The organism is Streptomyces sp. NPDC050617, assembly GCF_040654795.1.
Lineage (GTDB): Bacteria > Actinomycetota > Actinomycetes > Streptomycetales > Streptomycetaceae > Streptomyces.
In genome coordinates, this window is sequence record NZ_JBFAIS010000019.1 from 133,565 (window position 1) to 154,254 (window position 20,690).

A 20,690-nucleotide genomic window follows, 5' to 3' on the forward strand; every position below is an offset into this window, starting at 1 on the left:
TCGGTGAGCCGGCTCCGACGAGCCGGCTCCGATACGGACCCGAGTCCGAATCTTGACACGACGCCTACCCGCCGCCGTGGCAAAATTCGGCGTCATGGAGGGGACGGGAGAGCAGTTGAGAGCCGTACGCGCGGCGCTGTTCACGGCCGTGTGCGTCACGCTGTCCGCCGGTTCCCACGTCGTGCTCTCCCGCACCCCCCTCCCGCTGTCGACGGCGGCCGTGCTCTGCGCCGCCTTCTTCACGATCGCGTACGCCCTGGCGGGACGGGAGCGCGGCTACTGGCGCATCGCCGCCCTCCTCGTCCCCCTGGAACTGGCGGCGGACACGGTCTTCACCACCGGCCAGCACACGTGCTACGGCCGCTCGGGCGGCCCCGTCACGGGGCCGCTGCACTCCATGGGCGTCGATCTGCTGTGCCACAGCGGCGAGTTCGGCACGCCGCTGGCCCGGCTGACCGCCCACTCCGGCGACCCCGCGCCGCTCATCGGCACCGCGTCGACGCCCTGGCTGCTGCTGGCCGCGCATCTCGCGGTCGGGCTGCTGGCCGCCGCCTGGCTGCGGCGCGGCGAGGTGGCGCTGCGGCGGCTGCTGCGCGCGGTCGCGTCGCTCGCCTTCCGGCCGCTGCTGTTCGCCGTCGCCGTGATCGTCGCCGCCGTACGGCCGGGGGCTCCCGTCATGGCGAACGGGCGCGCGCGGGTCGGCCGCACGCTCCCTCTGCTCCTCCACTCCGTCGTACGGCGCGGTCCGCCCCGCCCGGCTGCCCACGTATTCGCGGGCGCCTGAGCAGTCCGGTCCGTTTCGCATACCGCGCACGTCAATCCACGGAGTCGAGATCATGAGCAACCGCAACAACCCGCAGAACAAGCAGGCCGCCCGCGAGCGGCTGCGCGCCGAGCGCGAGCGCCAGGCCAAGAAGGACAAGACCCGCCGGCAGCTCGTCGTCGGCGGCTCGATCGTCGTGGTGCTCGCGATAGCCGGCGGCATCGGCTTCGCGGTCAGCAACATGGACGGCGGTTCCGGCAAGGACAAGTCCACCGGCAGCAAGGAGTGGGACGCCGCCGCCAAGAAGACCCTCGTCAAGCCCGCCAACACCTCGGGCGAGAACGGCAATGTGATCACCGTCGGCGACGCGAAGGCCAAGAAGACCCTGGAGGTCTACGAGGACCCGCGGTGCCCCGCGTGCGCGGCCTTCGAGCAGAGCGCCGGCCCGCAGCTGCGCCAGGACGTCAAGGACGGCCGGTACAAGGTGCGCTACGTCCTCGTCAACTTCATCGACAGCATGGGCGCCAAGGGGACCGGCTCGAAGAACGCGGTCAGCGCGCTGGGCGCAGCCCTGAATGTCAGCCCGGACGCGTTCATCGCGTACAAGGAGGCCCTGTACTCGCAGAAGAACCACCCGGAGGAGACGGACGACGCCTTCGCCAAGGACCAGAAGCTCATCGACGTCGCGCAGCAGGTCCCGGCCCTCAAGGGCAACGCCGGCTTCGAGAAGGCCGTGAAGGACGGCACCTACGACAAGTGGGCGCTGGAGATGGGCAAGCTCTTCGGCAAGAACGGCGTGCAGGGCACGCCCACGCTGCTCGTCGACGGGAAGAAGCTGAACGCCGAGGGCATGGATCGCGCCCCGATGACCAAGGACGAGTACGTCGCGGCGATCGACAAGGCGTTCGGCCCGAAGAAGTAGCCCTCAGGCCGCGGGTGGGCGACCGTATGCGCCGCCCACCCGCCGCCGGGAACCGGCTACGCGTCGCCGAGGTCCGCGAGGAAGCCGAGCGACACCTTCCAGGCCGCCTCCGCGGCCTCCGCGTCGTAGTCCGGGAGCTCGGGGTCGGTGAAGAGGTGCCCGGCCCCCTGGTAGCGGTAGACCTCCACGTCCGCGCCGGCCCGCCGCATCCGCAGATACCAGGCGTTCAGCCAGTCCTGCGGCTCGAACGGGTCCGGGTCCGCGACATGCAGCTGTACGGGCAGCTCGTCGACGGACGCGTCCTCCGCGAGGTCGGAGGTGCCGTGCAGGAGCAGCAGCCCCCGCGCCTTCTCGTCGCCCAGCGCCAGGTTCTGCGCGATCGACCCGCCGAGCGAGAAGCCCGCGTACACGAGGCCGCGCTCCGAGAGCGGGGCGACCGCGGCGATGGCCCGGCGCAGCAGCTCCTCCTTGCCGATCTCGTCCTTGATCGCCATGCCGTCCTCGACGGTCTCGGCGGTCCGCCCGTCGTAGAGGTCCGGCACATGCACCTCGTGCCCGGCGGCGCGCAGCCGCTCGGCCGCCGTGTGGACGGCAGGGCGCAGCCCGTAAGCCGAGTGAAACAGGACAATCGTGGTAGAGGACGCCACTGGAGCCACTTCCCTGTAGGTGAATCGCGATCACCCCATCGTGCCAGTTACCGTCGGTGGGACGCGGACCACCCGAATCGCGCTGGAAGGAGCCGAGGTGTCCATGGAGGACGTGTTGCGTCCGCTCATCGTGATCGGCGGCTCGATCGCCATCACCCTGCTCGTCGGCTGGGCCGCCGACCTGGTGGTGCGCCGGATCGACGCCCGCCACCCCGAGACCCCGCTGTGGGACCTGCTGCGCCGCTGCCGGCTGCCGCTCCAGCTGGTGCTGTGCGCGGCCCTGCTGCGCGGCAGTTTCACCTCCATACGGTTCACGGTGGTCGAGGAGCACGAGGCGGGCATCGGCCAGACCCTGACGCTGGTGCTGATCGCCGCCGTCGCGTGGCTCGCGGTGCGCGGCGCCGCGGCCATAGTGGAGTCGACGTACGCCCGTTACGCCGCGAACGCCCACGACCGGGCGCGGGTCCGCCGGGTCCGTACCCAGGTGACGCTGATCCAGCGGATCGTCACCGCGGTCGTCGTGGTGGTGACGGTGGCGGCGATGCTGCTGACCTTCCCGGCCATGAAGACGGTGGGGACCTCGATGCTGGCCTCGGCCGGTGTGATCGGCATCGTCGCCGGTGTCGCCGCCCAGTCGACGCTCGGCAACCTCTTCGCCGGGCTCCAGATCGCCTTCGGCGACATGGTGCGGATCGGCGACACGGTGGTGGTCGACGGCGAGTGGGGCACGGTCGAGGAGATCACCCTCACCTACCTGGTGGTGACCACCTGGGACGAGCGCCGGATCACCATGCCCGTGTCGTACTTCACGAGCAAGCCGTTCGAGAACTGGACGCGCGGCACGCCCCGGATGACCGGCACGGTCTTCTTCCACCTGGACCACACCACGCCGATAGACCTCATGCGCCAGCGGCTGCACGAGATCCTCATGAAGAGCGCCGAGTGGGACCGCCGGGCCTGGAGCCTGGTGATCACCGACACCACCCCGTCCACGATCCAGGTGCGGGCGCTGGTCACCGCGAAGGACTCGGACGACATCTGGACGCTCCGCTGCGTGGTGCGTGAACAGCTGGTGGAGTGGCTGCGCCGGGAGCACCCGTACGCGCTGCCGCGGATCAACACGGCGCACGCGCCGGGCCTGCGGGAGGCGCCCGACCGCCCCCAGGCGCCGCCGAGGTCCGAGGACATCGGCCCCGGCCCCGGCACCGCCTGACCGGAGCCGGGCCCGGTCCCGTACGGCTTCGGGCCCGTACGTCCTTCGGCCCGTACGGCTTTCAGCCCGTACGTCCTTTGGCCCGTACGTCCTTTGGCCCGTAGGCCCCGGATCAGCTCCGTGCGCGGGGCCGGACAGCCCCGCGCGGCGCCGTCAGCGCAGGCTCCGCACGTCGAGGTGGCGCAGCACCCGGTCGACGATCTCCGGGTCGGCGCCCGCCTCGCTGCGCGCGGAGAGCACCTCGTGCCGGGCGGCGGACAGCATCTCGCTCTGGATGCGCTGCACGGTGCGCAGCCGCTTGACGCGCTGGGCGTGCGCCTCCCGGCGCTCGTCGTCCACCATGTCGGGGCTGATGCGCGCGCCGACGTCGTACGCGCGCCGGTTCAGCTGCTCGGCGAGGTCCTCGGGCAGTTCCTCGACCGCCTGGATCTCCTTGAGCCTGCTCTTGGCTGCCTTGGCGGCGCGGATCGCGAGCCGGCGTTCCGTCTCCCGCTCGGCGTCGGTGTCCGCCTTCACCCCGAGCCTGCGCACCAGCCAGGGCAGGGTCAGCCCCTGGACGACGAGGGTGGCCATGATGACGGAGAAGGCGATGAAGAGGATCTCGTCGCGGGCGGGGAAGTCCGAACCGTCGTCCATGGTGAGCGGGATGGCGAGGGCCAGCGCGACGGAGGCGACGCCGCGCATCCCGGACCACCACATGACGACGGTCTCGCGCCAGGTCATCGGGATTTCTTCCTCGACGTCCCGGTGCCGGTGCATCTTGCGGGCGAGCCAGGCGGCGGGCAGCAGCCACAGCAGCCGTACGCCGACCACGACGCCGACCACCGCGCCGCCGGCCGCGAGCATCTCGCCCCAGCGGCCGGAGGCCGTGCCGAAGACATTGTGGAGTTCGAGGCCGATGAGGCCGAAGGCGACTCCGGTGACGAGGGTGTCGACGATCTCCCAGAAGGTGTGGCCCGCCAGCCGGCCCAGCACGTCGTCCGCGTCCACCGCGTGCTCGGCGAGGAAGAGCGCGGTGGTGAGCACCGCCAGCACCCCCGAACCGCGGAACTCCTCGGCCAGTACGTACGCGACGAACGGCACCAGCAGGGTGAGGCCGATCTGGAGGGTGGCGTCGCCGAGCAGGTTCATCAGCTTGTTGGCGGCCCAGCCGAGCACCAGGCCCACCGCTATGGCGACCACCGCGGAGAGCACCAGCTCGCCGACGGCGTGCGGGAGGGAGAAGGAGCCGGTGACGGTGGCGGCGATGGCCACGTGGTACAGCACGATCGCGGTGACGTCGTTGAAGAGCCCTTCGCCCTCCAGGATGGAGACCAGGCGGCGCGGCAGCCCGAGCGACCCGGCGACGGCGGTCGCGGCGACCGGGTCGGGCGGGGCGACCAGCGCGCCGAGCGCGACGGCCGCGGCGAGCGGCAGGCCGGGCACGACGGCGTTGGCGACGACGGCGACCGCGGCGGTCGTCACGAAGACCAGCGCCACCGCGAGCAGGAAGATCGGTCTGAGATTGGCCGCGAACTGCCGCCAGGACGTGCGCTGCACGGAGGCGTACAGCAGCGGCGGCAGCACCAGCGGCAGGATGTACTCGGGCGGCACATTGACGTTCGGCACGAACGGCAGCAGCGCGAGAACGATCCCGCCCAGGGTCATCAAGACCGGCGACGGGAGTCCCAGCCGGTCACCGAGCGGCACCATGACCACGGCCCCGAGTAGCAGTACGAACAGCAGGGCAAGCTGGTCCACGACGTATACGCTCCGGTGTCGGTCCGACGATCAACGCCTCAAGCCTGCCATGACCGGTCACACAAACCGCTCAACGCGGCATTGATCACATATCGCCGCACCCGGAATACGCGCGTGTCCGCACCCGGAACGCGCGGACCCACCGCCCCGCCCGCCGGGGGTGACGCAGCGTCAGGAGCTCTCCGCCCGCACGATGTCCAGCGCCCGCTGGAGGTCCTCGGGGTACGCGCTCTCGAACTCGACCCAGCTGCCGTCGCCGGGGTGCTCGAAACCGAGCCGCATCGCATGCAGCCACTGCCGGGTGAGCCGCAGCCGCTTGGCCAGCGTCGGGTCGGCGCCGTACGTGGTGTCGCCGACGCACGGGTGCCGGTGCGCCGACATGTGCACGCGGATCTGGTGCGTACGGCCGGTCTCCAGCTTGATGTCGAGGAGGCTGGCGGCCCGGAACGCCTCGATGAGGTCGTAGTGCGTCACGGACGGCTTGCCCTCGGCCGTCACCGCCCACTTGTAGTCGTGGTTCGGGTGCCGCCCGATGGGGGCGTCGATGGTGCCGCTCATCGGGTCCGGGTGGCCCTGCACCAGCGCGTGGTAGCGCTTGTCGACCGTGCGCTCCCGGAACTGCTGCTTGAGCAGGGTGTAGGCGCGCTCGGACTTGGCCACGACCATCAGCCCCGAGGTGCCCACGTCGAGGCGGTGCACGATGCCCTGGCGCTCGGCCGCCCCCGAGGTCGAGATGCGGTAGCCGGCGGCGGCGAGCCCGCCGATGACGGTGGTGCCGGTCCAGCCGGGGCTCGGGTGCGCGGCCACCCCGACCGGCTTGACGATCACGACGATGTCGTCGTCGTCGTGCACGATCTCCATGCCCTCGACGGGCTCGGCGACGATCTGCACCGGCACCGGGGCGCCGGGCATCTCGACCTCCAGCCAGGCGCCGCCGGTCACCCGGTCGGACTTGCCGGCCACCGCGCCGTCGAGCTGGACCTTCCCCCCGGCGGCGAGCTCGGCCGCCTTGGTCCGCGAAAAGCCGAACATGCGGGCGATGGCGGCGTCCACGCGCTCGCCTTCGAGGCCGTCGGGTACGGGCAGGGTGCGGATCTCGGGAATCGTGCTCACCCGTCGAGTATGCAGGACGGCGCGGACCTGTCCGTACGGCCGTATGCCCGTACGGCTGTATGCCCGTACACGCCGTCAGTCCTTACACGCCGTCAGTCCTTGTGCACCGTGCCGTCGGGGTCCAGGCCGCGGAAGGAGAGGATCACGATCAGGATGCCGCCGCAGACGATCGCCGAGTCGCCCAGGTTGAAGACCGCGAAGTGCGCGGGCGCGATCCAGTCGACCACGCCGCCCTGGAACCCGCCGGGCGAGCGGAACACCCGGTCGGTGAGGTTGCCGAGCGCCCCGCCGAGCAGCAGGCCCAGCGCGATCGCCCACGGCACGCTGTAGAGCTTGCGGGCGAGCCGCGCGATCACCACGATCACGATCACCGCGATGCAGGTGAAGACGATGGTCATGGCCTCGCCGAAGCTGAAGGCCGCGCCGCGGTTGCGGATCACCTGGAGCTGCAGCCAGGTGCCGATCACGTGGACCGGGTCGTGGTGCTCCAGCTTGGCCACCACGGCCAGCTTGCTGACCAGGTCCAGGAGGTAGGCCAAGGGAGCGACCGTCAGCAGCACCCCGATCCGCCGCTTCCTCCCCTTCGGCGGACCCACCTCCTGCGAGGCACCGTCCCCTTCGGCCTCTCCCGGCGTACCGGTGGTCTGCTCCGCCTCTGTCACCTGAGTCCCTCGACGTCGTCCCGCCCGCCGCGCACCACCGCCCGGTCCGGCGGTGCTGCCCGGCAGCGCGGCGCACTCCTGCGTTCGCTGGGCGCCGGGCGCCCCCGCCCGGCTGAGGACGAGAGTACGGCACGCCGCCGCGGGCCGGTCAGCGGCGTTCCTGCCGCTGCTTGCACTCGACGCACAGCATGGCGCGGGGAAACGCCTGCATCCGGGCCTTGCCGATCGGTTTGCCGCAGTTCTCGCAGATCCCGTACGTGCCGGCGTCGAGCCGCTCCAGGGCGCGCTCGGTCTGCTCCAGCATCTCGCGGGCGTTTCCGGCCAGCGCCAGCTCGTGCTCGCGCGTGATGTTCTTGGTGCCGGTGTCGGCCTGGTCGTCCCCCGCGCCGTCGCCGGAGTCGCGCATCAGCCCGGCGATGGCCTCCTCGGAGGCGATCAGCTCGGCGCGCAGCCGCAGCACCTCGCTGTGCAGCTCGGCGCGCGCCTCGGCCACCTCCGCCGGCGACCAGGGGTCCTCCCCCGGTCGTACGGCCAGCTCGTCGGGCTCGGCGGCGGCCGTACGGGCCCCCGGCACCGTCGTCGCGGCCGCTGTCGTGGCCTTGGCGGCCCGTTCCCCACCCGTGGTCTTCTTCGCAGCCACCGTCTTGGCTCCCGTCGTCTTCTTCGCGGGCACCGCCTGCTCGGCCGGTGCGGCCCTCTTGGCTGTTCGCTCGCCTGTGGTACCTGCTGCGCCGTTCTTCGCGACGGCCTCCTCGGCCGTGCTCTTCTTCACCGCGGTCTGTCCGGCCGGAGCCTTCTCGGCCGGGGTTTTCGCCGCCGCGGTCTTCTTCGCCGTCGCCTTCTTCGCCGGGGCTTTCCCGGCCGCGGTCTTCTTCGCCGTCGCCTTCTTCGCCGTCGCCTTCTCGGCCGTGCCCTTCTTCGCCGGGGCCTTCCCGGCCGCCGTCTCCGTCTTCTTCGCCGCGGCCTTCTTCGCCGTCGCCGCCGACGCCTCGCCGGACGGCGCAGTCTTCTTCGCGGCGGTCTTCTTCGCCACCATGGCCGCGGCCCCTTCACATTTTGTGATCTTGCTCGCGAATCGTGCCGGAACGATAAATCGACTCCGGGCACGCGGCAACGGGGCACGCCGCCGGATTCGCCCCGGCTTGCCCGTGCGGCAGGCCGGTCTCATCGGTTGTGCCCAGCCCATGGCCCGGTAATCCGGCGGTACGGGCGGCACGGCGGGGCGCCCCGGCCCGCCCGCCCGAGGGCACACCGGACGTATCGGCATTCGGGCCAACCCAGGACCGGCCGGTACCTCAGCCGACGCAGCGCGGCGGCCGCCCCTCCGCGCCTCCGGCGGAAAACGGGTCGGCGGCGCTCGGTACGGGCCCGTACACTGGGCGCAGCGAAAGGCGTGGAAGGGACGAGTAGCGCCGCACGCAGCCAAAAGCGACCCGGGGACGGTGCGAGCCCGGGGGTGTGCGCGACGTGAAGATCACCCCGGAGCCGCCGGAAGAACGCCCGCCCCGGCGGGCCAGTAGACCCGGCCTCGCGAACCCCAATGAGGGGGCCTCGGGCACGGCCCGCGGCCAAGGAGGGTGGTACCGCGGGAGCGCGTCAAGCTCTCGTCCCTCCGACGGACAGCGAAACGACGTTCCGCCGGAGGAAGAGCCAGATGACCCCGTCGCCGCAGTACCGGCAGGTACCCGCACAGGTCGACCTGCCCGCCCTGGAGCACGCCGTGCTCGACTTCTGGCGCGAGAACAAGATCTTCGACCGCACCCTCGCCCAGTCCGAGGGCCGCCCCGAGTGGGTCTTCTACGAGGGCCCGCCCACCGCCAACGGCATGCCGGGCGCCCACCACATCGAGGCCCGCGTCTTCAAGGACGTCTTCCCCCGCTTCCGCACCATGCAGGGCTACCACGTCGGCCGCAAGGCGGGCTGGGACTGCCACGGCCTGCCGGTCGAGCTGGCCGTCGAGAAGGAACTGGGCTTCAACGGCAAGCAGGACATCGAGGCGTACGGCATCGCGGAGTTCAACGCGAAGTGCCGCGAGTCGGTGACCCGGCACACCGACGCCTTCGCCGAGCTGACCACGCGCATGGGCTACTGGGCCGACCTCGACAACGCCTACCGCACCATGGACCCGGACTATGTGCAGTCCGTGTGGTGGTCGCTCAAGGAGATCTTCGACAAGGGGCTGCTGGTCCAGGACCACCGGGTCGCCCCCTGGTGCCCTCGCTGCGGCACCGGCCTCTCGGACCACGAGCTGGCCCAGGGGTACGAGACCGTCGTCGACCCGTCGGTCTTCGTCCGCCTCCCGCTGACCTCCGGCCCGCTGGCGGGCGGCGCCTCGCTGCTCATCTGGACGACCACCCCCTGGACCCTGGTCTCCAACACCGCCGTCGCCGCCCACCCCGACGTCCGCTATGTCGTGGCGACCGACGGCGAGGAGCGGCTCGTCGTCGCCGAGCCGCTGCTGGAGAAGGCGCTCGGCGAGGGCTGGGAGGCCACCGGGGAGTCGTTCACCGGCCGGGAGATGGAGCGCTGGACGTACTCCCGCCCGTTCGCGCTCGTCGAGCTGGCCGACGCCAACTTCGTCGTCAACGCCGAGTACGTGACCACCGAGGACGGCACCGGCCTCGTCCACCAGGCGCCGGCCTTCGGTGAGGACGACCTCAAGACCTGCCGCGCGTACGGCCTGCCGGTCGTCAACCCGGTCCGCCCCGACGGCACCTTCGAGGCGGAGCTGCCGCTCGTCGGCGGCCAGTTCTTCAAGAAGGCCGACGAGGCGCTGGTCGAGGACCTGCGGGAGCGCGGCCTGCTCTTCCGCCATGTGCCCTACGAGCACAGCTACCCGCACTGCTGGCGCTGCCACACGGCGCTGCTCTACTACGCGCAGCCGTCCTGGTACATCCGCACCACCGCCGTCAAGGACCGGCTGCTGGAGGAGAACGAGGCGACCAACTGGTTCCCGGACTCGGTCAAGCACGGCCGGTTCGGCGACTGGCTCAACAACAACATCGACTGGGCGCTGTCCCGCAACCGCTACTGGGGCACCCCGCTGCCCATCTGGCGCTGCGAGGAGGGCCACCTCACCTGCGTCGGGTCGCTGGCCGAGCTGACCGAGCTGACCGGCGCCGACCAGTCGGGCCTGGACCCGCACCGCCCGTACATCGACGCGGTCACCTTCGACTGCACGGCCGAGGGCTGCGCGCTGGAGGCGGTCCGCGTGCCCGAGGTCATCGACGCCTGGTACGACTCGGGTTCGATGCCGTTCGCGCAGTGGGGCTACCCGTACAAGAACAAGGACCTCTTCGAGAAGCGGTACCCGGCGCAGTTCATCTCCGAGGCCATCGACCAGACCCGCGGCTGGTTCTACACCCTGATGGCGGTCGGCACCCTGGTCTTCGACAAGTCGTCCTACGAGAACGTGGTCTGCCTGGGCCACATCCTCGCCGAGGACGGCCGGAAGATGTCCAAGCACCTGGGCAACATCCTCCAGCCGATCCCGCTGATGGACCAGCACGGCGCGGACGCGGTCCGCTGGTTCATGGCGGCCGGCGGCTCCCCGTGGGCCGCGCGCCGGGTCGGCCACAGCACGATCCAGGAGGTCGTCCGCAAGACGCTCCTGACGTACTGGAACACGGTCGCCTTCCAGGCGCTGTACGCCCGTACGTCCTCCTGGGCGCCGTCCGCCGCCGACCCGGCCCCGGCCGACCGGCCGCTGCTGGACCGCTGGCTGCTCGGCGAGCTGAACGCGCTGGTCGTCGAGGTCACGGCGGCCCTGGAGTCCTTCGACACCCAGCGCGCCGGCAAGCTGCTGTCCGCGTTCGTCGACGACCTCTCCAACTGGTACGTGCGCCGCTCCCGCCGCCGCTTCTGGCAGGGCGACCCGGCCGCGCTGCGCACGCTGCACGAGACGGTGGAGACGGTCACCCGGCTCATGGCGCCGCTCACCCCCTTCATCACCGAGCGGGTGTGGCAGGACCTCGTCGTGCCGGTGACGCCGGACGCGCCCGACTCGGTGCACCTGACCAGCTGGCCGGTCGCGGACGAGAAGCTGATCGACCCGACGCTCTCCGAGCGCATGCTGCTGGTCCGCCGGCTGGTCGAGCTGGGCCGCGCGACGCGCGCGGAGTCCGGCGTGAAGACGCGTCAGCCGCTGTCGCGGGCGCTGGTGGCGGCGTCGGGCTTCGAGTCCCTGTCGGACGAGCTGCGCGCCCAGATCACGGAGGAGCTGAACGTCTCCTCCCTCGCCTCCCTCAACGAGGTGGGGGGCTCGCTCGTGGACACCACGGCCAAGGCCAACTTCCGCGCGCTGGGCAAGCGGTTCGGCAAGGGCGTCCAGGCAGTGGCGAAGGCCGTCGCCGAGGCGGACGCCGCCGCCCTGTCCCTGGCCCTGCGCGAGGGCACGGCCGCGGTCGAGGTCGACGGCGAGCGGGTGACGCTCGCCCCCGACGAGGTCATCATCACCGAAACCCCCCGCGAGGGCTGGTCCGTGGCCTCCGACTCCGGCGCCACCGTCGCCCTCGACCTGGAGATCACCCCGGAACTGCGCCGCGCGGGCCTGGCCCGCGACGCCATCCGGCTGATCCAGGAGGCCCGTAAGAACAGCGGCCTGGACGTCGCCGACCGCATCCTGGTCCGCTGGGAGACACCGGACGCCGAGACGTCCGAGGCGCTGGCCGAGCATGCCGGGCTGATCTCCGACGAGGTCCTGGCCGACGAGTTCGCGACGACGGTCGCCGATGCCTCCTTCGGCGACCCGTTCACGGACGAGCCCCTGTCCCTGACCTTCCGGCTGCGCAAGGTGTAGCAACCGCGGCATGGAAAAGCCGGGCGGGCTCGAACTCCGAGCCCGCCCGGCTTTTTGACGCCTATACGTGCTGTCACGTGAACGCGAAACGGGCCGGGCCCCTGGGATGTCCCAGAGGCCCGGCCCGTAAATACCGCCGACGGCTACGCGCGAGGCGCGGTCCGACCGGTCAGTTGTCGTCCTCGTCGATCAGGAAGCCGCGCATCGGAGACGGCGCCTGCTGCATCGGCTGCTGGCCCTGCGGCCGGACCGGTGCCATCGGCTGGGTCATCGCCGGGGACATCTGCTGCTGGCCGCCGTAGGACGGAGCCCCGCTGGAGGGGCCGCCGTGGCCGCCCATGGACGGGTTGCCGCCCATGGAGTGCTGCGAGCTCATGCCCGCGCCGGCGCCGGCCATCGAGGGGGACGGCGGCAGCGAGGCGGTCGCCGGGGTCCGCGGCGGGGCCAGCGAGTCGTCGGCCTGGTTCTCCAACTGGCGCAGCTGGCTCTCCAGGTAGGACTTGAGCCGGGTGCGGTACTCGCGCTCGAAGCCGCGCAGGTCCTCGACCTTGCGCTCCAGCGTGGCGCGAGCGGACTCCAGCGAGCCCATCGCCACGCGGTGCTTTTCCTGCGCGTCCCGCTCCAGCGCGTCGGCCTTGGCTCGGGCGTCCCGCTCCAGACCCTCGGCGCGGCTGCGCGCCTCACCGACGATCTTGTTGGCCTCGGACCGGGCCTCCGCGATGGCCTGATCGGCCGTCTGCTGAGCGAGCGAGAGCACGCGGGCCGCGCTGTCGCCGCCCGGACCCTGGCCCGGCTGCGGCAGCTGGGGGCCGGGGCCGCCCATCGGACCGTTCTGGCCCATGCCGTTCGGGTTCATGCCGTTCTGACCCATGGGGCCGCCGAGCGGGCCGCCCATCGGACCGTTCTGCCCCATCGGGCCGGGGCCGTGCGGGCCCTGCGGACCGGGGCCGTGGCCGCCGGGGCCGGGCGGCAGCTGCGGAGCGCCGCCGGCCAGCTGAGGGGGGCCGCCCATCTGCTGCTGCTGTTGTTGCTGCTGCTGTTGTTGCTGTTGCTGCTGGGGCGGCACAGGCTGCGGACCGGATATGGCGGCGGGCACCGGGGCGCCGGGCCGCTGGTCCTGCGGCTCCTGCTGCTGCTTGCGCATCCCCTGCTGCTGGTTCTGCGCGGCGGCCCTGGTGGCCGCGGCCAGCTTGGCTCGCAGGTCCTCGTTCTCGCGGAGGAGGCGGGTCAGTTCGGCTTCGACCTCGTCGAGGAAGGCATCGACCTCGTCCTCGTCATAGCCTTCTCGGAGACGGACGGTCGTGAACTGTTTGTTCCGTACGTCCTCGGGGGTCAACGGCATCTCTTCTTCACCTCAACGTAGTCGTCGGCAATCGGCAAGAACGTATGTGACATCGCGCTCACAGCCAGCTCACCGCGGTGATCAGGATGTACACGATGATCATCAGTACGAAGAAGGACAGGTCGAGCGCCACGCCCCCGAGACGCAGCGGCGGAATGAACCGCCGCAGAAGCTTGAGTGGCGGATCAGTGACAGTGTAGGTGGCCTCCAGAACGACCACCATCGCCTTGCCGGGTTGCCATGAGCGGGCGAACTGGAAGACGTAGTCCATCACCAGCCGGAAGATCAGCACGATGAGGAAGCAATACAGCGCGATGTAGATCACCTGCAGTGCGATGCCCATCTCGCGCGTCCCTCTCCCCTTGCTCGTACTAGGCCAGTTGGCCGTTGATCACGGTCTTGCCGGTGTTGCGTCTCAGCTCTGGTTGAAGAACCCGCCCTCTGCGATGCGGGCCTTGTCCTCCGCCGTGACATCGACGTTAGCAGGAGACAGCAGGAACACCTTCTGCGTCACCCGCTCGATGCTGCCGTGCAGTCCGAAGACCAGACCGGCGGCAAAGTCGACAAGTCGCTTCGCATCCGTGTCGTCCATCTCGGTCAGGTTCATGATCACCGGAGTGCCCTCGCGGAAGTGTTCCCCGATGGTACGGGCCTCGTTGTAGGTCCGCGGGTGCAGTGTGGTGATGCGGTAAGGCTCCCGCTCGGACACAACCTTGGGCATGATCACCGGTGCGTTCTTCTCCAGAGACTGACGTTCGGGTGTGATGGACGCCACGGGGGCGATTCGCGCGGGTCGTCCGCTTTCCGCTACGAGCGGAGCAGGCTCCCGCTGCGCCGGCGGATGCGCGACTCGCACCGGTTCGTCCTGTTGCGTCTGTTGGGGCTGCTGCTGCCTTCGAGCCCGGTCGGGCTCCGGCTCGGGTTCGAACTCGTCATCGGGGTCGAACCCCGGGCCGTCGTACCCATCGTCCTCCACGAGGCCGAGGTAGACCGCCATCTTGCGCATCGCGCCGGCCATGCTCCGCATCCTCCGCTCTGTGGTGGATCGGCTCCGTCACCGGTCGCCCTGGATCCACTCGGCCTGCCCGCCCTTTGGCGGAAATGACCATATTTTGTGCTGTGGTCCGACCTGCTTGGCGACGTTACCTGAGGCTGGGTCGGACTCCGAGTACCGCAGTGCCGACGCGTACATGTGTCGCCCCCGCCGCCACTGCGTCCTCAAGGTCCGCGCTCATACCTGCTGACACCATGTTCGCAGCCGGATGAGATACGCGCAGGCCCGTTGCGATTTCCATCAGCCGGTCGAACGCCGCCCGTTGTCTGCCGGCGTACGCCCCGGCGAGCGGAGCCACCGTCATGACCCCGTCGAGCCGGAGCCCTTCGGCCGCGGCTATGGCGTCCGCCAGCGCCTCGACGCCGTCCGGCGCCACCCCGCCGCGCTCCCCGCGCTCGCCCGACTCCGCGTCGAGGGCCACTTGGACGAGCGCGCCGAGCTCCCGGCCGGCCCGCACCGCCGCCGCGGAGAGCGCCGTCACCAGCTTGGGCCGGTCGACGGACTGCACCACATCGGCGTAACTCACCACAGACCGTACCTTGTTCGTCTGCAATTGACCCACAAAGTGCCAGTTGAGGGGCAGGTCGGTGGATTCCGCGGCCTTCGGCGCGGCGTCCTGGTCGCGGTTCTCCGCGACATGACGCACCCCCAGTTCCGCGAGCAGCCTGACGTCGCTCGCGGGGTAGGTCTTGGTGACCACGATGAGGGTCACTTCTTCACGCTTGCGGCCGGCGGCGGCGCAGGCGGCAGAGATACGTTCCTCCACCCGCGCCAGATTCCCGGCCAGTTCATTCCTGCGATCCGTCACAGCTCAGCCGTCCAACCAGACATAGCTCGCGAGCCGCCCGGTCGTGCGCTCGCGCCGGTAGGAGAAGTGGTCCGTCGACTCCAACGTACAGACGTTCGACCGAACGCCGATGTCGACGCCGAGGCGGGCGAGTTGCGCGCGTACGCCCGCCGGAACATCCACGGCCGGGGTCGACCACGAGGTGGCGGACCACGCCTCGGGCACGGTCTCGGCGACCTCGTCGCGCATCGCCTCCGGCACCTCGTAGCAGCGGCCGCACACCGTGGGCCCGAGGTGGCCGATGATCCGCGCGGGCTCCGCGCCCTGCCGGACCATCTCCGCCACGAGCTCCGGAACCACCCCGGCCACCAGCCCCGGCCGCCCCGCGTGCGCGGCGCCCGCGACCCCGGCGTAGGGGTCGGCGAGCAGCACCGGAGCGCAGTCGGCGGTCAGGACGGCGAGCGCGAGGGAGCGACGGGTGGTCACCACCGCGTCCACGGCCGGCGGTTCGGCGTCCCCCCACGCCCCGTCGACCACGGCCACGTCGCGGCCGTGCACCTGGCGCATCCAGACGACCGCCGCCGGGTCGAGGCCGAGCGCGCCGGCCGCGAGCCCGCGGTTGGCCCGTACGGCCGCGGGGTCGTCGCCGACCGCGCCGCCGAGGTTGAGCGTGTCATACGGAGCGGCGCTCACCCCGCCCCACCGGTCGGTGAAAGCGAAGTGCGCGCCGCTGTCGTCGTGCTGTTGCCCTATCACTTCAGGGAATTCACTTGAGGAAGTCGGGAACGTCCAGTTCCTCGGCCGTGCTGTCCTGGTACGGACGGGCCGGCGGGACCTGCGGCGTGCTGATCGGGGGCGGCGGGACCTCGGAGACGGGGGTCGTCTCGGCCGGGGCCGGCTCCTCGTCGCGCGGGGGCGTGACGCTGCCGAGGCCGCCGAAGGACGGGCGGGCCGGCTCGGCCGGACGGCTCGGAGCCGGGGCGGGAGCGCTCTCCTCCCGGTTGCCGTAGGTGGAGCCGAGCACCTTCTCGCGGTTGCCCTTCGGCGGCGGCTGGCCGCCGTCGAAGCCGGCCGCGATGACGGTGACGCGGACCTCGTCGCCGAGCGCGTCGTCGATGACCGCGCCGAAGATGATGTTGGCCTCGGGGTGTGCGGCCTCACTCACCAGCTGCGCGGCCTCGTTGATCTCGAAGAGACCGAGGTCGCTGCCGCCGGAGATGGAGAGCAGCACCCCACGGGCGCCGTCGATGGACGCCTCCAGCAGCGGGGAGGAGATCGCCATTTCGGCGGCGGCCACCGCGCGGTCATCGCCGCGCGCCGAGCCGATGCCCATGAGCGCCGAGCCGGCCTCGGACATCACGGACTTGACGTCCGCGAAGTCGAGGTTGATCAGGCCCGGGGTGGTGATGAGGTCGGTGATGCCCTGGACGCCGGAGAGCAGTACCTGGTCCGCGGACTTGAACGCGTCGAGCACGCTCACCTGGCGGTCCGAGATGGAGAGCAGCCGGTCGTTGGGGATGACGATCAGAGTGTCGACATTCTCCCGCAGCCCGGCGATGCCGTCCTCGGCCTGGTTGGCGCGGCGGCGGCCCTCGAAGGTGAACGGCCGGGTGACCACACCGATCGTCAGGGCGCCCAGCGAGCGGGCGATGTCGGCGACGACGGGCGCGCCGCCCGTGCCGGTGCCGCCGCCCTCACCCGCGGTGACGAAGACCATGTCGGCCCCCTTGAGGACCTCCTCGATCTCCTCGCGGTGGTCCTCGGCCGCCTTGCGGCCGACGTCGGGGTTGGCGCCGGCGCCGAGGCCGCGGGTGAGCTCCCGGCCGACGTCGAGCTTGACGTCGGCGTCGCTCATCAGCAGGGCCTGCGCATCGGTGTTGATCGCGATGAACTCGACGCCCTTGAGACCGACCTCGATCATCCGGTTGATGGCGTTCACGCCACCGCCGCCGATGCCGACGACCTTGATGACTGCGAGGTAGTTCTGCGGTGCTGCCACGTCGAAGGCCTCTCGCCTCGAGTTACGTATGCCTGGGGGACGGTTCTGAATGCCGACCCGAACCCTAACGTTGAAGTTTAGGGTTACCGGTGTCACTGTTCCGTGGGTTCTCCGAACAGGACACTAAGTCGACAAGTGGCGCACGTTCAATGAACACGCCGAACCTCCCGTTTTTCTTTTCACCCTATGTGATCACCCATAGCCCTAGCCAACCAGGGTGCTGGCCTGCTGCGATGTGCGTCAACTTCCGGACACCGCGGGCGAGCTGGGTGCACTTACGTCGAAATGATCCGCTCCGCGGGCCGCTTTCATCAGCGCGGTGAGCGTCCGGGCCTTCTCCGCCCCCCGCTCACCGCTCCCCCATACGACTTCCCGACCGCCCGTCAGCTCCAGGGTGATGGAGTCGTACGAGCGTACGCGGATGGTCCGGGTGTCCTTGCGGACCGCCGCCGGCAGCTCGGCCGCCACCCGGACGGCCTCCCGGCGGAGCCGGTCCGGGCCGAACCGGCGCAGGCTCGACGCCGCCGGGCCGTTGCCCTTCTCGGGCTCCACCGCCAGGAACGGCACACCGCGCGGCGGCTTGTCCACTGTGGCGAAACGCACGCCCCCGGCATCGACTTCGACGAACTTCGCACCCTTCTTGATGAGCGCCTCGGGCCGCCGCTCGGTGACTTTCAGACTGATTCCGTGCGGCCAGGACCGTTCGACGTCCACGGTGTCGATGCGCGGCAGCTCCGCCCGCAGCCGTGCCGCGATGGCACCGGTGTCGACGGAGATGAGGGGCGCGCCGAGCGGTACGCGCGCCGCGTCGCGCACCTCGCTCCGGGTGAGCACGTCGGTGCCGCCGACCTTCACCTGCGTCGCGCGCAGCCAGCTGGATCCGTACAGCGCCCAGAGGGCGGCGCCCCCGACCAGGACGACGGCGACGGCGGAGACGATCAGGGTGCGGCGGCTCGGCAGCCGCCGCCCGCCGGGCCGGGGCGGGCCGGACCCCGACGACTTCCGCTTCGGCTTCGGCCTCGATGTGGGTTTCAGTCCCAGCTTCGTCTGAATCCGAAGTTTCGACTTACCGCTCTTCGAGTCACCGCGCTGAGCGGTCGTCGGTCCGGCCACGCTCCCCTAGCCTCCTGCTCCCACGGGCCGTTCAGCCCGTTCTGCGTGCGGCGATCGCCTCGTACACCATCGCGACGAGCAGCTCGTCGGCGTCCCGGCGGCCGAACTCCGCGGCGTGCCGCGACATCTCGTACAGCCGGTGCGGGTCGGCGAGCACCGGCAGGACATTGCCCTGCACCCACTCGGGGGTCAGCTCGGCGTCGTCGATCAGCAGACCGCCGCCGGCCTTGACCACCGGCTGGGCGTTGAGCCGCTGTTCGCCGTTGCCGATGGGCAGCGGTACGTACACGGCGGGCAGCCCGACGGCGGACAGCTCGGCGACGGTCATCGCGCCCGCGCGGCAGAGCATCATGTCGGCCGCGGCGTACGCGAGGTCCATCCGATCCACGTACGGTACCGGGATATAGGGCGGCATACCGGGCATGTTGTCGACATGCGGCAGCTCATTCTTCGGGCCGACCGCGTGCAGGATCTGAATGCCCGAGCGCTGGAGCGCCGGCGCGACCGCCTGGACGACCTCGTTCAGCCGGCGGGCGCCCTGCGAGCCGCCGGAGACCAGCAGCGTCGGCAGGTTGGGGTCGAGGCCGAAGTAGGCGCGCGCCTCGTGCCGGACCGCGCCCCGGTCGAGGGTGGCGATGGAGCGGCGCAGCGGGATGCCGACATAGCGGGCCCCGCGCAGCTTGCTGTCGGGCGTGGAGACCGCGACGGACGCCGCGTACCGGGAGCCGATCTTGTTGGCGAGGCCGGGGCGGGCGTTGGCCTCGTGGACGATGATCGGCACGCCGAGCCGCTTGGCGGCCAGATAGCCGGGCAGCGCCACATAGCCGCCGAACCCGACCACGCAGTCGGCCTTGGTCCGCTCCAGGATCTGCTCGGCCGCCTTGATGGTGCCGCGCAGCCGCCCGGGGACGGTGATCAGCTCGGGGGTCGGCTTGCGGGGCAGCGGCACGGCGGGGATCAGCCCCAGTTCGTAGCCCCGCTCCGGCACGAGCCGGGTCTCCAGCCCCTTCTCCGTGCCGAGCGCCGTGATCCCCACGGTCGGGTCCTGCCTTCGCAGGGCGTCCGCGAGGGCGAGCGCGGGCTCGATGTGGCCGGCGGTCCCCCCACCGGCGAGTACGACATGCACCGAAATTCACCGCTCTCCGGACGGTCGCTTCTTGACGCGCCGTCTCATCGTCTTCATCGCCCCAGCCCGCTTCTTGCTGAAGACAGGCTGCCGCATGGCCAACGCCGCTCGCGCACCGGGCTGCTCGCGCGCGAAGGCGATCAGCAGTCCGACGGCGAACATGGTCGGCAGCAGGGCGGACCCTCCGTAGGAGAACAGCGGGAGCGGGACTCCGGCGATCGGCAGCAGACCGAGCACCGCACCGATGTTGACCATGAACTGCGCCATGATCCAGGTGGTCACGCCTCCCGCGGCATACCTCACGAAGGGGTCCTCCGTGCGTCCGGCCACGCGGATACCCGCATAGCCTAGAGCCGCGAAGAGGGCGAGGACCGACAGCGTCCCCGCCAGCCCCAGTTCCTCGCCGGTGATGGCGAAGATGAAGTCCGTGTGCGGCTCGGGGAGTTCTCCCCATTTTTCCACACTCGCACCCAGTCCGGAACCGAACCATCCGCCGTTGGCCAGCGCGTAGATCCCGTGCACGGCCTGCCAGCACTGGTCGTGCGGGCCGGGGTCGGTCGCGCCGATGCAGGCGAGCCGGCCCATCCGGTTGGCGCTCGTCTTGATGGCGAGCAGGGCGAGGGCCCCCGCGACGCCGAGGACGCCCGCGAAGAGCCGGGTGGGGGCGCCCGCCAGCCAGAGCATGCCGAAGAGCACGGCGGTCAGGATGATGGAGGTGCCCATGTCGCCGCCGAGCATGATCAGGCCGAGCAGCAGGAACGCCACCGGCACCAGCGGCACCAGCAGGTGCTTCCACTGGGTGAGCAGCTTCTTCTCCTGCTTGCGGGCCAGCAGGTCGGCGCCCCACAGGACGAGGGCGAGCTTGGCGAACTCGCTGGGCTGGAGCTGGAACGGGCCGCCGAGCGAGAGCCAGTTGGTGTTGCCGTTGATCGTCTGGCCGATCCCCGGCACCTGCACCAGGCAGAGCAGGAAGACGGTGCAGGCCAGCAGCGGGTAGGCGAAGGCGCGGTGCAGCCGCAGCCGCGCGCGGCAGGCCACGATCATCAGCACCCCGCCGAGCACGGCCGCGATCAGCTGCTTGCGGAAGAAGAAGGTGGGCGCCTGGCCGTACTGCAACGCCTTGATCTGGGAGGCCGAGTAGACCATCACCAGGCCCAGCACGATGATCAGCAGGCTGCCGCCGAGCACGAGGTAATAGGCGGTCAGCGGCCGGTCCCAGGCCCGCTTGAACCGCGTGGGCAGCGCCCCCAGGCCGCCTGCCGCGCTCCGGCGCGGGGGGCGCGGGCCCCCGGCGGCCGGGCTCCGGCGGCGCGGGCCGGCGGCTCTCGCGGTACGGGGCGTGGCCCCGCCGCGCGCCGCCCCCCGCGGCGCCTTGGCGGCAGGCTGGTCGGCCTTCATCTCGTATCCCCTC

The 20,690-nt window shown here is 71.1% G+C and carries 18 protein-coding genes; 4 read left to right on the forward strand and 14 right to left on the reverse strand.

The features are described from left to right. The first annotated feature begins 94 nt into the window (after nt 1-94). Both AB0I49_RS24490 and AB0I49_RS24495 read left to right on the forward strand, forming a co-directional pair. The gene (locus AB0I49_RS24490; protein WP_363229198.1) at nt 95-784 is read left to right on the forward strand and encodes a hypothetical protein; all 690 of its coding nucleotides are present in this window, start codon (nt 95-97) and stop codon (nt 782-784) included. 52 nt (nt 785-836) lie between these two features. Beyond that, entirely contained in the window at nt 837-1,685 is an 849-nt protein-coding gene (locus AB0I49_RS24495) for a thioredoxin domain-containing protein (protein ID WP_363229199.1), read from the forward strand. Nucleotides 1,686-1,741: 56 nt separating this feature from the next. Here AB0I49_RS24495 and AB0I49_RS24500 read toward each other — a convergent pair whose 3' ends face one another. Then, entirely contained in the window at nt 1,742-2,332 is a 591-nt protein-coding gene (locus tag AB0I49_RS24500) for a dienelactone hydrolase family protein (protein WP_363229200.1), read from the reverse strand. 103 nt (nt 2,333-2,435) lie between these two features. Here AB0I49_RS24500 and AB0I49_RS24505 point away from each other — a divergent pair, with 103 nt between their 5' ends. After that, on the forward strand, nt 2,436-3,545 hold the full coding sequence (locus tag AB0I49_RS24505; protein ID WP_363229201.1) for a mechanosensitive ion channel domain-containing protein: 1,110 nt from the start codon (nt 2,436-2,438) through the stop codon (nt 3,543-3,545). A 153-nt stretch (nt 3,546-3,698) separates the two neighbouring features. Here the strand turns inward: AB0I49_RS24505 and AB0I49_RS24510 are convergent, their stop codons facing one another. The 4 genes from AB0I49_RS24510 to AB0I49_RS24525 form a co-directional block, all read right to left on the reverse strand. Next, nucleotides 3,699-5,285: a Na+/H+ antiporter gene (locus AB0I49_RS24510; protein ID WP_363229202.1), complete on the reverse strand. Its 1,587-nt coding sequence runs from the start codon at nt 5,283-5,285 to the stop codon at nt 3,699-3,701. A 171-nt stretch (nt 5,286-5,456) separates the two neighbouring features. After that, the gene (locus AB0I49_RS24515) at nt 5,457-6,398 is read right to left on the reverse strand and encodes an RluA family pseudouridine synthase (protein WP_363229203.1); all 942 of its coding nucleotides are present in this window, start codon (nt 6,396-6,398) and stop codon (nt 5,457-5,459) included. Between the two features lie 92 nt (nt 6,399-6,490). Next, a complete protein-coding gene (gene lspA / locus AB0I49_RS24520) occupies nt 6,491-7,060 on the reverse strand; it encodes a signal peptidase II (RefSeq protein WP_363229204.1) in 570 nt (189 codons plus the stop codon). A 148-nt stretch (nt 7,061-7,208) separates the two neighbouring features. Beyond that, nucleotides 7,209-8,096, reverse strand: a complete 888-nt coding sequence (locus AB0I49_RS24525) for a TraR/DksA C4-type zinc finger protein (RefSeq protein WP_363229205.1) — start codon at nt 8,094-8,096, stop codon at nt 7,209-7,211. Between the two features lie 618 nt (nt 8,097-8,714). Here AB0I49_RS24525 and ileS point away from each other — a divergent pair. Then, nucleotides 8,715-11,858: an isoleucine--tRNA ligase gene (gene ileS / locus AB0I49_RS24530; protein ID WP_363229206.1), complete on the forward strand. Its 3,144-nt coding sequence runs from the start codon at nt 8,715-8,717 to the stop codon at nt 11,856-11,858. A 169-nt stretch (nt 11,859-12,027) separates the two neighbouring features. On the opposite strand, the gene AB0I49_RS24535 is transcribed toward ileS, so the two are convergent. The 9 genes from AB0I49_RS24535 to ftsW all read right to left on the reverse strand — a co-directional run bounded on the left by AB0I49_RS24535 (nt 12,028) and on the right by ftsW (nt 20,677). After that, entirely contained in the window at nt 12,028-13,200 is a 1,173-nt protein-coding gene (locus AB0I49_RS24535) for a DivIVA domain-containing protein (RefSeq protein ID WP_363229207.1), read from the reverse strand. A gap of 58 nt (nt 13,201-13,258) precedes the next feature. Next, nucleotides 13,259-13,543, reverse strand: a complete 285-nt coding sequence (locus tag AB0I49_RS24540; protein ID WP_363229208.1) for a YggT family protein — start codon at nt 13,541-13,543, stop codon at nt 13,259-13,261. A 72-nt stretch (nt 13,544-13,615) separates the two neighbouring features. After that, nucleotides 13,616-14,218 (reverse strand): cell division protein SepF, encoded by a 603-nt coding sequence (gene sepF / locus AB0I49_RS24545; protein WP_363134495.1) that lies wholly within the window; start codon nt 14,216-14,218, stop codon nt 13,616-13,618. A gap of 124 nt (nt 14,219-14,342) precedes the next feature. Then, a complete protein-coding gene (locus AB0I49_RS24550) occupies nt 14,343-15,062 on the reverse strand; it encodes a YggS family pyridoxal phosphate-dependent enzyme (RefSeq protein ID WP_363229209.1) in 720 nt (239 codons plus the stop codon). A 3-nt stretch (nt 15,063-15,065) separates the two neighbouring features. After that, entirely contained in the window at nt 15,066-15,797 is a 732-nt protein-coding gene (gene pgeF, locus AB0I49_RS24555) for a peptidoglycan editing factor PgeF (RefSeq protein ID WP_363229210.1), read from the reverse strand. Nucleotides 15,798-15,807: 10 nt separating this feature from the next. Continuing rightward, complete coding sequence (ftsZ, locus tag AB0I49_RS24560) at nt 15,808-17,040, reverse strand: cell division protein FtsZ (RefSeq protein ID WP_363229211.1); 1,233 nt, start codon at nt 17,038-17,040, stop codon at nt 15,808-15,810. A 240-nt stretch (nt 17,041-17,280) separates the two neighbouring features. Next, nucleotides 17,281-18,075 carry an FtsQ-type POTRA domain-containing protein gene (locus AB0I49_RS24565; RefSeq protein WP_363229228.1) on the reverse strand — a complete coding sequence of 265 codons (795 nt, stop codon included), beginning with the start codon at nt 18,073-18,075 and terminating at the stop codon, nt 17,281-17,283. Nucleotides 18,076-18,184: 109 nt separating this feature from the next. Continuing rightward, nucleotides 18,185-19,279 (reverse strand): undecaprenyldiphospho-muramoylpentapeptide beta-N-acetylglucosaminyltransferase, encoded by a 1,095-nt coding sequence (gene murG, locus AB0I49_RS24570; protein WP_363229212.1) that lies wholly within the window; start codon nt 19,277-19,279, stop codon nt 18,185-18,187. A gap of 6 nt (nt 19,280-19,285) precedes the next feature. After that, complete coding sequence (ftsW, locus tag AB0I49_RS24575; RefSeq protein WP_363229213.1) at nt 19,286-20,677, reverse strand: putative lipid II flippase FtsW; 1,392 nt, start codon at nt 20,675-20,677, stop codon at nt 19,286-19,288. Nucleotides 20,678-20,690 lie beyond the last annotated feature (13 nt).

What these genes read in the sequence shown, in the direction of transcription:
- AB0I49_RS24525 (WP_363229205.1), bottom strand. Translation starts at nt 8,096, where the DNA reads ATGGTGGCGAAGAAGACCGCCGCGAAGAAGACTGCGCCGTCCGGCGAG.
- AB0I49_RS24535 (WP_363229207.1), bottom strand. Translation starts at nt 13,200, where the DNA reads ATGCCGTTGACCCCCGAGGACGTACGGAACAAACAGTTCACGACCGTC.
- ileS (WP_363229206.1), top strand. Translation starts at nt 8,715, where the DNA reads ATGACCCCGTCGCCGCAGTACCGGCAGGTACCCGCACAGGTCGACCTG.
- ftsW (WP_363229213.1), bottom strand. Translation starts at nt 20,677, where the DNA reads ATGAAGGCCGACCAGCCTGCCGCCAAGGCGCCGCGGGGGGCGGCGCGC.
- AB0I49_RS24540 (WP_363229208.1), bottom strand. Translation starts at nt 13,543, where the DNA reads ATGGGCATCGCACTGCAGGTGATCTACATCGCGCTGTATTGCTTCCTC.
- AB0I49_RS24495 (WP_363229199.1), top strand. Translation starts at nt 837, where the DNA reads ATGAGCAACCGCAACAACCCGCAGAACAAGCAGGCCGCCCGCGAGCGG.
- AB0I49_RS24490 (WP_363229198.1), top strand. Translation starts at nt 95, where the DNA reads ATGGAGGGGACGGGAGAGCAGTTGAGAGCCGTACGCGCGGCGCTGTTC.
- AB0I49_RS24505 (WP_363229201.1), top strand. Translation starts at nt 2,436, where the DNA reads ATGGAGGACGTGTTGCGTCCGCTCATCGTGATCGGCGGCTCGATCGCC.
- sepF (WP_363134495.1), bottom strand. Translation starts at nt 14,218, where the DNA reads ATGGCCGGCGCGATGCGCAAGATGGCGGTCTACCTCGGCCTCGTGGAG.